This is a genomic window from Kineothrix sp. MB12-C1 (assembly GCF_030863805.1).
GTDB lineage: Bacteria > Bacillota > Clostridia > Lachnospirales > Lachnospiraceae > Kineothrix.
This window is the reverse complement of record NZ_CP132957.1, coordinates 1,039,872-1,054,085: the sequence shown is the minus strand read 5'-3', so window position 1 is coordinate 1,054,085 and position 14,214 is coordinate 1,039,872. Positions and strand designations below refer to the sequence as shown.

At 41.5% G+C, this 14,214-nt stretch carries 9 protein-coding genes; 8 read left to right on the top strand and 1 reads right to left on the bottom strand.

The features are described from left to right. The first annotated feature begins 70 nt into the window (after positions 1–70). Positions 71–2,380 carry a glycogen/starch/alpha-glucan phosphorylase gene (locus tag RBB56_RS04900; RefSeq protein WP_331526571.1) on the top strand — a complete coding sequence of 770 codons (2,310 nt, stop codon included), beginning with the start codon at positions 71–73 and terminating at the stop codon, positions 2,378–2,380. 154 nt (positions 2,381–2,534) lie between these two features. Here the strand turns inward: RBB56_RS04900 and RBB56_RS04895 are convergent, their stop codons facing one another. Next, entirely contained in the window at positions 2,535–4,091 is a 1,557-nt protein-coding gene (locus RBB56_RS04895) for an ABC-F family ATP-binding cassette domain-containing protein (RefSeq protein WP_306722095.1), read from the bottom strand. A 189-nt stretch (positions 4,092–4,280) separates the two neighbouring features. Between RBB56_RS04895 and RBB56_RS04890 the strand changes: the two genes are divergently transcribed. The 7 genes from RBB56_RS04890 to RBB56_RS04860 all read left to right on the top strand — a co-directional run bounded on the left by RBB56_RS04890 (position 4,281) and on the right by RBB56_RS04860 (position 14,168). Continuing rightward, positions 4,281–5,651, top strand: coding sequence for an ABC transporter substrate-binding protein (locus tag RBB56_RS04890; RefSeq protein ID WP_306721275.1), 1,371 nt, complete (start codon positions 4,281–4,283; stop codon positions 5,649–5,651). 108 nt (positions 5,652–5,759) lie between these two features. Continuing rightward, the gene (locus tag RBB56_RS04885) at positions 5,760–6,680 is read left to right on the top strand and encodes a carbohydrate ABC transporter permease (protein WP_306722094.1); all 921 of its coding nucleotides are present in this window, start codon (positions 5,760–5,762) and stop codon (positions 6,678–6,680) included. Beyond that, positions 6,681–7,508, top strand: coding sequence for a carbohydrate ABC transporter permease (locus tag RBB56_RS04880; RefSeq protein WP_306721274.1), 828 nt, complete (start codon positions 6,681–6,683; stop codon positions 7,506–7,508). A 146-nt stretch (positions 7,509–7,654) separates the two neighbouring features. Beyond that, entirely contained in the window at positions 7,655–9,244 is a 1,590-nt protein-coding gene (locus RBB56_RS04875; RefSeq protein WP_306721273.1) for an extracellular solute-binding protein, read from the top strand. Positions 9,245–9,279: 35 nt separating this feature from the next. Then, positions 9,280–11,082: a sensor histidine kinase gene (locus RBB56_RS04870; protein ID WP_306721272.1), complete on the top strand. Its 1,803-nt coding sequence runs from the start codon at positions 9,280–9,282 to the stop codon at positions 11,080–11,082. Beyond that, positions 11,079–12,524: a response regulator gene (locus tag RBB56_RS04865; RefSeq protein ID WP_306721271.1), complete on the top strand. Its 1,446-nt coding sequence runs from the start codon at positions 11,079–11,081 to the stop codon at positions 12,522–12,524. The genes RBB56_RS04870 and RBB56_RS04865 overlap by 4 nt, the downstream gene beginning before the upstream one ends. A gap of 225 nt (positions 12,525–12,749) precedes the next feature. After that, entirely contained in the window at positions 12,750–14,168 is a 1,419-nt protein-coding gene (locus RBB56_RS04860) for an ABC transporter substrate-binding protein (protein WP_306721270.1), read from the top strand. The last annotated feature ends 46 nt before the right edge of the window (positions 14,169–14,214 follow it).

The following is a 14,214-nucleotide window of genomic DNA, read 5'->3' as shown; positions in this document are numbered from 1 at the left end:
TCCTGTGATATCTTACTTAGTAAGAGATAAAAAAGAGTGAAAACACCTGGAAAATATAGGAGGAAAAAATATGTTACAGCAGACTAATATGCAAAAGGATGTATTATTATCGAATCTGGAACTTCAACTTGAGGGACTTTCCAAGGATATGTTTCAAAAGACGGTGGAAGAGTTAAGTGACAAGGAAGTATACTTCTGCCTTTTGGAACTTGTGAAACAATTGATGAAGGTATCGGAACAGATTCATGGAGAAAAAAAGGTATATTACATCTCTGCAGAATTTTTAATCGGTAAATTATTATCTAATAATCTAATCAATCTGGGGGTATACGATAACTTAGCCTCCATCTTAAAGGCAAAAGGAAAGGATATTGCGAAGCTGGAAGAAATAGAGCCGGAACCGTCACTCGGAAATGGTGGTCTTGGAAGACTTGCGGCATGTTTCCTGGATTCTATCGCAACGCTGGGGTTGCCCGGAGAAGGAATTGGATTAAATTATCACTACGGTCTGTTCAGACAGGTTTTTGAAAATAAATTGCAGACTGCACAGAAGAATGAATGGATAGAAGAACATTCATGGTTGACGAAAACAGATATTACATTTGACGTGTCCTTCGGAGAGAGGAAAGTAACCTCGAGATTATACGATATCGATGTGGCAGGTTATGGCAATGGTGTGAATAAGCTTCGTTTGTTCGATATCGAATCCATCGATGAAAGCATTGTAAAAGAAGGAATTGACTTCGATAAGGAAGAAATCGAGAAGAACCTGACACTCTTCTTATACCCGGATGATTCTGATGAAGCGGGCAATTTACTCCGTATTTATCAGCAATATTTCATGGTAAGTAATGCAGCTCAGCTTATTCTGCGAGAGATGAAAGAGAAGAAATATGATCTTCGCAAGCTATATCATCATGCGGTAATTCAGATTAACGATACACACCCTACTATGGTAATTCCTGAGTTGATCCGTATTCTTGTGGATGAGAAAGCATTCACGATGGATGAAGCCATCGAGGTTGTAAGCAAGACATGTGCATATACGAATCATACGATTTTGTCAGAAGCATTGGAGAAATGGCCGCTGGAATATTTGGAAAAGGTAGTTCCTCAGTTAGTGCCGATTATCGAAGAGCTGGATGAACGCATTAAGGCAAAATATGATGACCCGAAGGTGCAGATTATCGATGAGGATGACCGTGTGCATATGGCACATATCGATATTCACTATGGTTTCTCTGTAAATGGCGTAGCGGCTATCCATACTGAAATCTTAAAAGATACGGAATTAAATGCATTTTATAAAATTTACCCTGAAAAATTCAACAACAAGACGAATGGAATAACATTCCGCAGATGGCTCTTATCCTGTAACAGCGAACTGGCAGAATTCCTTTCCCGGACGATTGGCAACGGATATAAGAAGGATGCGAATGAGTTGGAGAAGTTATTAGAGTACATGGATGATCAGGAAGTGCTCGATAAGATCGTTGAAATTAAGATGAACAGGAAAAAGGATCTCGCTGCATATGTGAAAGAAGCAGAAGGCGTTACCTTGAATCCTGATTCCATTTTCGATATTCAGATTAAAAGGCTGCACGAGTATAAGCGTCAGCAGATGAATGCACTCTATATCATTCATAAGTATTTGGAAATCAAGAAGGGTAAGAAGCCATCTACACCGCTTACTTTCCTGTTTGGAGCGAAAGCAGCACCGGCCTATATTATTGCACAGGATATTATTCACCTCCTTCTCGTATTACAGGATATTATTAATAACGACCCGGAAGTGAGTCCTTATATGACCCTTCTCATGGTAGAAAATTATAACGTAAGCTATGCGGAGAAGCTCATCCCTGCTTGTGATATTTCCGAACAGATATCTCTTGCATCTAAGGAAGCATCGGGAACCGGAAATATGAAGTTCATGTTAAACGGCGCTGTGACACTGGGGACATCCGATGGAGCTAACGTGGAAATCAATGAGTTAGTGGGCGATGATAATATTTATATCTTCGGTGAGAAGTCTGAAGCCGTAATCGAACACTATGCAAAAGCGGACTACGTATCGAAAGAATATTATGATAAGAGCCCTGTAATTAAGGAAGCGGCAGACTTTATTATAAGTAAAGAAGTGCTGGCGAAGGGAAATAAGGAGAACTTGCAGAGACTTTATAAAGAGCTGCTGAGCAAAGACTGGTTTATGACGTTCCTGGACCTTGAGGACTATATCGAGACGAAGGATAGAATGTTCAAAGACTACGAGGATAGACAGAAGTGGAAAAAGATGATGCTTGTAAACATTGCAAAAGCAGGATTCTTCTCTTCGGATCGAACAATAGCGGAATACAATAGAGATATTTGGAAGTTGAAATAATATCAGTACAGCAATTGTATGGCAATTGCATAACGATATCATAGAGTCTGGATAGAGAACAAAACCCCAAGAATGGCGTATTTCCGCGATTCTTGGGGTTTTTCTTCAAAAAATAATCAGGGAATATCCCAAAGGTCTTTATATTCTCCGAATCTTAGAAGATCTTCGTTGTCCATTTCGTACAATCCCATACATCAGTGACTAATCCTTCATAGAATTCAGGTTCATGGCAGACGAGAAGAATGCTGCCTTTATATGCGGAAAGTGCACGTTTAAGTTCTGCTTTGGCATCCACATCCAGATGATTGGTAGGCTCATCCAGAAGAAGGACATTGGTTTCCCGATTCAACAGCTTGCATAACCTTACTTTTGCCTGCTCGCCTCCGCTTAATACCTTCACTTTGCTTTCGATATGTTTCGTAGTCAGTCCGCATTTCGCAAGGGCAGACCGTACCTCGTATTGTGTATAGGAGGGGAATTCTTTCCATATTTCTTCGATACAGGTCGTAGCTACATTCTGGTCCATTTCCTGCTCGAAATAACCGATGTTTAAGTAATCCCCCTGAGTCACATCGCCGGATAGGGCGGGGATCAATCCCAGAATACTCTTTAAAAGAGTGGATTTACCAATACCGTTTGCACCGATAAGGGCAATTTTCTGTCCTCGCTCCATTTCCAGATTCAAAGGAGAGGAGAGCGGTTCATTATAGCCTATCACAAGGTCTTTCGCCTGGAAAATATATCTTCCCGGTGTTCTTGCTTCTTTGAAGCGAAACTCAGGCTTCGGTCTCTCGGAAGCCAATTCGATCATATCCATCTTATCCAGCTTTTTCTGGCGGGACATTGCCATATTTCTTGTAGCTACACGTGCTTTATTGCGGGCTACGAAGTCTTTCAAATCTGCAATTTCTTTCTGTTGCTTATTATAAGCAGCTTCGAGCTGCGATTTCTTCATAGCATAGACTTCTTGAAATTTATCGTAGTCACCCACATAGCGTTCCAGCGCCTGATTGTCCATATGATAAATCAGGTTAATAACACTGTTAAGGAATGGAATGTCATGGGAAATGAGAATAAATGCATTCTCATAATCATTCAAATACCGTTTCAGCCATTCGATATGTTCTACATCGAGGTAGTTCGTCGGCTCGTCCAAGAGAAGAATATCCGGCTTTTCTAATAGAAGCTTGGCAAGCAGAACCTTAGTTCTCTGGCCGCCGCTTAAGTCAGTTACATCCTTTTCCAGTCCGATATCAGTAAGACCGAGAGCACGGCCGACTTCCTCCACCTTCGCATCGATCATATAGAAGTCATGTACTGTGAGCATATCTTGAATGGTACCGAGATCTTCCATATACTGTTCCAATTCTTCCGGGGAAGCTTCCCCCATTTTATCGCAGATAAGATTCATTTCCGCTTCCATATCGAAGAGAAAGGAGAAGGCAGAGGAAAGGACATCGCGGATTGTCATTCCTTTTTCCAGGGCAGTATGCTGATCAAGGTAGCCTACACGCACATTTTTTGCCCATTCGATTTTCCCTTCATCGGGCATAAGTTTGTCCGTAATAATATTCATAAAGGTAGACTTACCTTCTCCATTTGCTCCGATTAATCCTATATGTTCTCCTTTTAATAAACGAAAGGATACATCGTTAAAAATGGCTCTGTCGCCAAAGCCATGTGTTAGATTCTCCACATTTAAAATACTCATATTGATACCGTGCCTTTCTAAGTTCATCTCATTTCCTGTGAAATGCAAGTGTAAGTATAGCATATGGTGAACGGTTGTGACAATTATAAAAAAAAGACACCTTTTTAAAAAATGGGTCATTAAAATGAGGTTCGCAAATTTATATAATGAGATTATCTACTAAAAGGTATTTAAAAAGGAGGATATGAAATGAAGTTAAAAAGATTGACGGCTCTTTTACTGGCCGGAACAATGGCATTATCCCTGGCAGCATGCGGCGGTGGAGGTACCAGTACAACAACCAATACTGATAGCAGCGGCACAGAAGCGGCTGCGGAGAAAAAAGACGAAGGTACTGCGCAGGCAAGCGGCGATAAAATCGTAGTATGGACGCTGGCAGAAGATCTTAAGCAGTTTGCAGAACGCTATACGGAAGAAACGGGCAACGAAGTAGAGGTTTTAGTAATTGCTCCGGCAGACTATTCCACAAAACTTACTTCCGCATTGGGAGCAAAATCCAGTGAAGTAGATGTAATTGTAGGTGAGCCTCAGATGATTCCTAACTTCTTCGAAGCAGGATTCTTTGATGATTTAACACAATACAATGTAGATGATTACAAAGATAGCATTATGGATTATATATATGAAGCGGGCAAGGATGAAAGCGGTATCCAGAGAGCACTTAGCTATCAGGTAACACCGGGAAGCATTATTTACCGCCGTGACCTTGCAAAAGAAATGTTCGGCAACGATGATCCTGCTTTTATATCTGAGAAGTTCAAAGATTTCGGTACTATTCTTGAAACAGCAAGGGAAGTAAAAGATGCAGGATACAGACTTTTCTCCGATTCCGGTAACTTAAGATGGTATGTAAATACGCAAGAACCTTGGGTAAAGGATGGCGTTCTCAACTTAAGCCAATCCGCACTCGATTATATGGATTCCGCAGTTGCTTTATATCAGGAAGATCTGGTAGCGCACGCGCCCGAATGGTCTGCAGCATGGTATGCTTCTATGGCAGGTGAACTTCCCTTAAATGCAGGATGGACTGATCTTGCAGAGTTAGAAGGCGCAGAGATGACACAGGTATTCTCCTACTCCCTTCCTTCATGGGGTGCTTTAATTATTCGTGATAATGCAGCGGATAATAAAGGTAACTTTGGAATCTGTAAAGGACCTTCTTCCTATTTCGGAGGCGGTACTTTCCTCGGAATCAATTCCTATAGCGAGAAAAAGGATGCAGCATGGGAGTTTGTAAAATATTGTACATTGAATGACGAAACAGCACAGTGGTGGTTAGAGAAGTCAAACGGTGACGTAGTATCCAATCTGGCAGTTTTGGAAGCGAACAAAGACTATACAAACGAATCCTTCGGCGGTCAGAATACCTATGAATTCTATATGGAAGAAGCGAAGAATATCGACTACTCCGTAAAGACGAAATATGATGACCAGATCGGTAACTTCTGGGGATCATCTATCGAAGCGGTACAAAAAGGTGAGATGACAAGAGAGGAAGCGATTGAAGACTTCTATATGCAGGTGGAAACAAACTTCCCTGAAATCACGGTTACAAGATAAGAGAATAAAAATGAGAAGTAATAAATAAAGTAAAAAGAAAAACATGGGAATCACGGGTCACACCGTGATTCCTGATTCAATAGGAAAGCAGGTGGAAATGTGAAGGAGATGGGTAAGGTAAAGAAAAAAAAGGGGTACAGCAGCAGAGAAAATATGGGATATGCATTTATCGCTCCTTTTGTTCTCGTATTTCTGACATTTAATATCTACCCTGTGGTTCGTACGCTATATTTAAGCTTTACAGACTACAGCGGTTTCAACATTCCTACATGGGTGGGAATGGGAAACTACATAAGGGTATTTAAGGATAAACTGCTGTGGGAGGCATTTGGAAATACGATAAGAATATGGGGAGTCAACATTATTTTACAGCTTGGCATCGCATTCCTTCTCACCATTGTATTCAGCGATATGAAGTACCGCACCAGAGGTCTTAGCATGTTTAGGGCCTTGTTCTATCTGCCTAACCTAATAGCTGCAACTAGTGTGGCGTATTTATTTAAAACGATGATGGACTGGAAATACGGCTCCTTTAATCAAATTATAAAGGGATTGGGCATTGTTAATGAAGGTGTTGACTGGATGGGAACGCCTCCTCTTCTGCGTACGGTAGTTGGAGTAGTAGGCGCATGGATGTGGTTTGGCAATTCCTTTATTTTATTAATGGCAGGTGTTCAGGGAATTAACAAAGATTACTATGAAGCGGCAGCCATTGACGGAGCGGGACGTTTTACCGTATTTGGAAAAATTACTATTCCGCTTTTGAAACCGATTATGCTGTATGTGGCGATTACGTCCCTAATCGGAGGACTGCAGTTATTCGATATTCCATACCTGATGACTCTCGGACAGCAGAAGCAGACACGTGCGGTCACCACAGCGGTTATGCATCTGTATATGATGGCATTTAAGAACAGACAGATTGGTTATGCAGGCGCTATTGCCTTTATCTTGTTCTTCATCATCTGTATTTGTTCGATTGGGGTATATCTTATGATGTATGCAAAACAAAGTAAGGAGGAAGATTAAATGATAAAGAGAGTGAATCAGACCATTATATATGCAGTGCTTTTATTGCTTTCCATCATCTGTCTTCTGCCCTTTATTATGATGTTAGTCAATGCGACAAGAGAAGGGACGGATATTATGAAAAGCTTTACGCTGATACCGGACTCCTATCTTGCAGATAACTGGGCAATTGTCCAGAAGAACCTGAACATTCCGAGGGGATTTGTCAACAGTATTTTTATTTCTGTACTTAGTACGCTTCTGGCAGCGTATTTTTCATCCCTTACCGCTTTTGGATTTGCCTTTTATAAGTTCAAGGGAAGGAAGGTAATTTTTACCGTTATCATCGTTTCCATGATGATTCCGGCACAGCTTGGATTGCTTGGATTTTATGATTTATCCATGAAGCTCGGACTGATCGACAGCTATATTCCGTTGATTATTCCTTCCATAGCTTCTCCGGCCATCGTATTTTTCTTGAGGCAGTACATTCTATCGGTAATGCCCAAATCACTGTTGGAAGCTCCGCGTATCGACGGTGCGAGTGAACTCTATATCTTCCATAGAATAGGGATTCCCATTATGGCTCCGGGCATTGCGACGATGTCGATCGGTATTTTCATCGGTTCCTGGAACAGTTATTTGCTGCCATTAGTTATCTTGAATTCTCAGAAGAGATTTACTTTACCGGTTATGATAGCTTCGCTGAATTCGGTGAAGGATATCGCATCTAATATTGGTGCTACCTATGTGGCGGTAGCGATATCGGTAGTTCCGATTATTATCGTATTCTGCTTCTGCTCGAAATATATTATCAGCAGTATTTCTTCAGGAAGTGTAAAAGAATAGTGAATGAGCCTCCTTGTACCTTTACCTGCAATTTGATATATTGTAGGTAGAGAAACGGGAGGCTATTTTGACAGAGAGGGCAAGGGGAGAACGATATGAGAAGAGGTGAGAGGATAATACCTCACTTGAAAATATTTAACACTTTGTTGTGGAGAAGAATTGGGACTTTGGCGTTACTCGGACTATTTCTCGGTGGATGTGCGGGAAAGGAAGAGATAGGCGGAAGTGTACAGAATATGGAGGAAACCTCTTCGGAAGAGCCGGTTACTCTCGATTGGTATGTGAATTTTTCCTGGTTTACGACACCTTGGGGAGAGAATGCTGTTTCGAAGAAAATAACCCAGGATACAGGGGTGAATATTAATTTTATCACGCCGAAGGGAAACGAGACGGAGAAGTTCAATGCGTTGATTTCTTCCGATACGCTGCCCGATATCATTACTCTTGGCTGGTGGGAACCTCAAATCGACGAGATGATAGAACAGGGTATGGTATATGCGCTGAATGAATTGGCGGATGAATATGATCCTTATTTTTGGGAAGTGACTACCAAGCAGGTGTGCGATTGGTATACAAGAGAGGATGGGAACATTTATTGCTACCCTAATTCCAGTTACCTTGCGGAAGACTATGAGAAGTATGATAATATTGGATCTAATCAGACCTTTTTAGTGCGCAAGGATATTTATGAGGCCATCGGAAGTCCGGATATAACGACGCCGGAAGGATTCATGGAGGCTGTAAGGAAGGCTGCCGAGATGTTTCCCGAGGTGGACGGACAGCCTTTGATTCCGATAGGAGCTCACGCCTTTACGTTTAAAGGTTGTGATTCCTTCGATCAATTTTTACAGAATTTCCTTGCGGTTCCCTATGAAAGAGACGGAAAATATTACGATAGATATACGGATGAGGAATATATCCGATGGTTAAAAGTGTTCAGACAGTTGGGGGAAGAGGGGTATCTGAAGGAGGATATTTTTATCGATCAAAGGACACAAATGGAGGAGAAGATAGAGAAAGGGTTATACTTCTGTATGCTGTACCAGCGGACAGATCTCGATGTGCAGCAGAAGATACGCTATAAGAACGATCCGAATAGTGTCTATATCGCGGTAGACGGGCCGAAGAACTCCAGGGGAGATGATTATGTCCTGCCGGGAACAGGAATTAGCGGATGGACGGTGACCTTGATCTCCAAGAATTGTCAGAACCCGGACCGGGCCATTGAATTATTCAGCTATCTGATCAGCGAAGAGGGACAGAAGGCTATTTATCTGGGAGTAGAGGGAGTTACTTACGATATGGTGGATGGAGAGCCGATAATCAAAGAAGATGTGTTGGAGCTTTTGAATACGGATAGAAAAGAGTATGACAGAATCTATGGCGGTGATGATGCTTATTGGATGTTCCAGAATAATGTGATGCAATTAAAGTGGAATCCGCCCCTTTCCGCGCCTCTCGGGCAGATGGCACAGTGGACGTATCCTTATACCCATTACCTGGAGCAGTACACGGTGGATTTGGATGTAAATTCTAAGTTAGGCTATGCGGATATGAAAATCAAGGAGCTTTGGGGAGGCGTGTTGCCCAGATTGCTTCTTGCACCCAGTGAGGAAGAGTTTGACCGTATATTTGCAGAGTATGTGGAAAAGAGAGAAGAGCTTGGCTTCGCTCAGGTAATGGAAGAGAAGACGAAGGAAATGATTAAGATAAAGGAAAAGCTTGGACTTGACTAGCAAATTATAAAGGACAGAATAGGAAGTTGACATAGATGAATCGGTTAAGAGGAAAATGGCAGGGGCTAAAATTAAATATAAAGTTTACCATTATTATTATTGCCTTCGTTATTGTACCCATCGTTATTTTCTCCATGTATCTCTTTTATGATATGGAAAAAGGAGAAATCAGAGAGAAGAGAAGCAGTATGGAATACAGCATGGAGAGCAGCTATGCCCAAATATTGAAAAATATAGATTCCATCAATATGTCCACGCAGTTTTTTCTGAGTGATGTCTTTCTTACAGACTATCTTGTCAGTATCAAAAGAGGAGAAAGCCTCAGCACAGAAGCGACCAGAGAGTTTTATAATGTCAATATCGCATCTTTGGAACGTATAGTCAACAGCAACCCTTATCTGTATCAGATACGTGTCTATGCGGATAGCGATTCCATGCAGGAGATGATGCCCATTCTCTATCGGAAGGAAAGAATGGAAAGGCTTGGCTGGGCATCGGATGAAAATATCTATGGCTGGAAATACGACTATACGGATATGATTTTCGATTCTTATATGATGGGGCAAAATAAAAAAATTATGTCCCTCGTAACACAAATCAAGGATTTCGAATATGGAGAACTAGGCACCCTGGAAGTCGCTCTGTCTATGGATACGATGTTTCCGGAATTGTATAAAGAGGGGCAGGATTGGTGGAGCTGCTTTGTCGATGACAGCGGTAATCGTTATTATGGCATTGGAAAGGAAGGGCAGGATAATTATATTGCTTATGTTTTAGAAAATACAATACAGGGCGATGAAGGAGAGAGCCATACCTACTATACGGAAATAGAAGGAGAGCCCTTTGTAATCGGCTATTTGCCGGTCAAGGAGTTGTCAGGCAAGCTTATTTATATGGATGGCATCGCATCGGAAATAGGTAGAATTCATAATATGAGAATGTTCTTTATTTTGATTATGCTCTGTATTCTTGTCCTTTTAATTATCCTTATCAACTTTGCAGTAAAAGGCTTGTTAAGTCAGTTCTACAGCATTTTATTTTCCATTAGGCAGGTGCAAAAGGGAGACTTGGGCGTAGTGATCGAAGGCTGCGGAACGGATGAAATGGGTGAGTTAGGAACGCAGATCAATAAAATGCTCGAGCGGATCAGAAGGCTGATGGAAGATAATATCAACAGAGAGCGCCTTGTGAAGAATTCCGAAATTAAAGCCTTACAGAATCAAATCAATACACACTTCATCTATAATGTGTTGGAATCGATCAAGATGATGGCGGAAATCGATGAAAAATATGAAATATCAGATGCGGTAACCGCTCTGGGAAAGCTTCTTCGCTATAGTATGCGCTGGGTATCCGGCAATGTGACGGTGGAAGAAGAAATCGATTATATTAAGAATTATCTGGCTTTAATTAATCTTCGCTTCGATTATGAGATCTATTTATCGCTCAATATGAGCGATATCATTTATAAGCAGGAGATTCCGAAGATGTCCTTACAGCCTATTGTGGAGAATGCTATTTACCATGGTATTGAAGAAATGGCGGAGAATACCAATATCTATATGAAGGGCATTATAGAGGGAACGGATTGCATCATTGAGATTACGGATGCGGGCAAAGGTATGAGTGAGGAAGAAGTGGAAAGGCTCTATAAGAAGATTACGGGGGAAATTGAGACGAGCGGCGGCTCAGGTAACGGAATTGGGTTAAAGAACGTACAAGACAGAATTAAAATGAGCTTTGGTGAAAGATATGGAATTGAGATTGCTTCCAAGCTCGGCTGTTATACGAAAATCATGGTAAGGATACCCTTACGGAAAAATGAGGTATTGCAATGAATACGCTCCTTATTGTAGAAGATGAGAAAATGATACGTCAGGGTCTTAAGACGATGATACAACGTTCCGGCGTTGAGGTAAATACGATATTGGAATGTAACAATGGGCAGAGTGCTTATGAAATATTGAACAGTCAAAAGGTGGACGTGATGTTCACCGATATTCGTATGCCTAAAATGGATGGAATTGAGTTGGTGGCGGCTGTTTCGGAGTTAACTTATAAGCCTTTAATTGTAGCGGTTAGTGGATATGATGACTTTTCTTACGCGGTAGAGATGTTGCGCGGAGGTGTTCGGGAGTACATTTTAAAACCTGTGGAGCGGGAACGGGTGAAGTCTATTCTGGAAACCTTCGAAAAGGAGCTTATCCGAAGGGCTGCAGAAGAAGAGGAATTGAGAAATATTGGAAAGAACCAGTTAAAATATGTAATGGCCGGAGATGTGACGAGAAAAGAAATGCAGATGGTTGCCGAATGGTTCGAAGCGAGACCGGTCAGTAAGGATTATTATATACTCTGTACCCAGATGCAAGAGGAAAAGGAAGTAAATGATGAGAATATTCTCTATTGGCAGGATATGGAGAAGAGTTCGGTCTACGTTGTAAAGGGGGATGATAAGGCAGAGTTCCTGAAGGAGAAACTTTCTCAGGCACATACAGGGATTAGCAGGAGATATCAGGGAGTGGAGTATGTAAAGGCTGCTTATCAGGAAGCGAAAGCGGCGAGAAAGGAGGCATTTTGTACCGGACGTTATGAGGTGAACTACGAAGAGATACGTATGGATGCGGATAAGCCCAACGCCGAGAAAATGAACCGGATCGCACAACAGATTGGGACGAGCAGGATCGAAGAGTCGCTGTCGGATATCCGGCAGATTGTAAAGGATACGAAGAGAAAGAAATACTCAGCACTTACTTTTGAAGAGGATATATGTTCCTTCATCGACGCGATTATGAATATCTATCAGAATGTGATTCCGAAAGAGGTGGAGCAGGCAGCAAGATTTAAGGAGATTTATAGCTTCTCCGATATCGACGCCTTCACTGAAGAACTTACCGGATGGCTGACGGATTTTCACGGGAGGTTGGATACGGAATTCGATGACTATAAGAATAAGCAGAAGATGCAGGAAGCCATAGGCTATATTCATGAGAATTTCGATAAAGATTTGAATATGGCTGTAGTTTCTAATTATGTATCTATGAATTATTCTCTTTTTTCCTATGTATTTAAGCAATATACAGGAAAGAACTTTGTGAATTATCTGAAGGAATTCCGTATAGGAGAAGCGAAAAAGCTTCTGGAGCAAACGGATATCCGTGTGGCAGAGATCAGTCATCGGGTGGGATATGAGAATGAGAAACATTTCATGAAGATATTCAGAAGTGTATGTGGAGTGTCTCCGACCGAGTATAGAAAAAACATGCAGACGATAAAAAGGTAGAGTGATATAGAGTCAAAGAAGGCAACTATTCAGTAGGTCTTTATTCAATAGTAACAAAAACAAGCATTCCGATTATGCTATTTATAACAAAAATGGGAACATTCATGAAAAAGGTGTTGCAAATCTAAGGTCGGAATGCTATGCTTTATACATGTTCGGAAACGTTACCGACAACGATACCGACAACGGTACCAATACAACAATTTTAAAGGAGAGGTATTCATTATGAAAAAGAAACTGATTAGTGCATTACTTTGTGTAGCAATGGTTTCTTCCATGTTAGTAGGATGTGGAAGCAGCGCAGCAACAGAGGCACCAGCAGCGACAGATGAGACAGCAGCACCTGCTGAAGAGACAGCGCAGGAAGCGCCGGCAGAAGAAGCTTCAGATAGCGCATCGGCAGAAGGCGGAAGCGTATATTATTTGAACTTCAAGCCTGAAGTTGATGAGCAGTGGCAGGAAATAGCAGCAGCTTACACAGAAGAAACAGGCGTAGAAGTTAAGGTTGTTACAGCAGCGAGCGGTACATACGAAGAAGTTCTTAAGTCCGAAGTTGCAGGTAAAGACGCACCTACATTATTCCAGGTGAACGGACCGGTTGGTTACAATAGCTGGAAAGACTATTGCCTCGATTTATCGAACTCCGATATCTACAATTCACTGTCAGATAAAGGTCTTGCTATCACAGGAGCTGACGGCGGAGTATATGGTATTCCTTACGCAGTAGAATCTTATGGTATCATTTACAATGATGCGATCATGCAGGCATATTTCGCAACAGAAGGCGCGAAAGCAGCGAACATGGATGAAATCAATACTTTTGATAAATTAAAAGAAGTAGTAGAAGATATGACAGCGAAGAAGGATGAACTTGGAATCCAGGGCGTGTTCTCATCCACATCCCTTCTTCCCGGCGAAGACTGGAGATGGCAGACACACCTTGCTAACCTTCCGGTATACTACGAATACAAAGACAATAATGTAGGTGATATGGCAGCAATCGCATTCACATATTCCGATAACTACAAGAATATCTTTGATTTATATATCAATAACTCCACAGTAGCTCCGGGCTTACTCGGAAGCAAAGCAGTTACAGACTCTATGGCTGAATTCGCACTCGGACAGAGCGCAATGGTTCAGAACGGTAACTGGGCATGGGGACAGATTTCTGAAGTTGAAGGCAATACTGTAAAAGAAGAAGACGTGAAGTTCATGCCTATTTACACAGGCGTTGCAGGAGAAGAGAATCAGGGACTTTGCACAGGTACAGAGAACTTCTGGTGTGTGAACAGCCAGGTATCTGAGGAAAATCAGAAAGCAACTCTCGATTTCGTTAATTGGATGATTTCTTCTGAAACAGGTAAGGATTATATGGTTAATTCTTTAGGAAATGCAGCACCCTTCAGCACATTCGGTGATGACGAAAAACCTACCGATCCGCTTGCAAAAGAAATGTTCCGTTTTATGGAAAATGGAAAGTCCAGCGTAACATGGAACTTTACAACATTCCCTAGCCAGGATTTCAAAAATGATTTCGGTGCAGCTCTTCTTGAGTACTGCAATGGCAATATGACATGGGATGACGTAAAAGGCTTAGTAGTAGCAAGATGGGAAGAAGAAAAATCAGCTACAGCTGAATAAATATCATTACTGATATTAATATTATTATCAAATAAAGATTGTTATG

Bases quoted from the DNA above. Each gene is read 5' to 3' on its own strand.
- RBB56_RS04865 (WP_306721271.1), top strand. From the start codon at position 11,079: ATGAATACGCTCCTTATTGTAGAAGATGAGAAAATGATACGTCAGGGT.
- RBB56_RS04870 (WP_306721272.1), top strand. From the start codon at position 9,280: ATGAATCGGTTAAGAGGAAAATGGCAGGGGCTAAAATTAAATATAAAG.
- RBB56_RS04860 (WP_306721270.1), top strand. From the start codon at position 12,750: ATGAAAAAGAAACTGATTAGTGCATTACTTTGTGTAGCAATGGTTTCT.
- RBB56_RS04895 (WP_306722095.1), bottom strand. From the start codon at position 4,091: ATGAGTATTTTAAATGTGGAGAATCTAACACATGGCTTTGGCGACAGA.
- RBB56_RS04900 (WP_331526571.1), top strand. From the start codon at position 71: ATGTTACAGCAGACTAATATGCAAAAGGATGTATTATTATCGAATCTG.
- RBB56_RS04880 (WP_306721274.1), top strand. From the start codon at position 6,681: ATGATAAAGAGAGTGAATCAGACCATTATATATGCAGTGCTTTTATTG.
- RBB56_RS04890 (WP_306721275.1), top strand. From the start codon at position 4,281: ATGAAGTTAAAAAGATTGACGGCTCTTTTACTGGCCGGAACAATGGCA.
- RBB56_RS04885 (WP_306722094.1), top strand. From the start codon at position 5,760: ATGGGTAAGGTAAAGAAAAAAAAGGGGTACAGCAGCAGAGAAAATATG.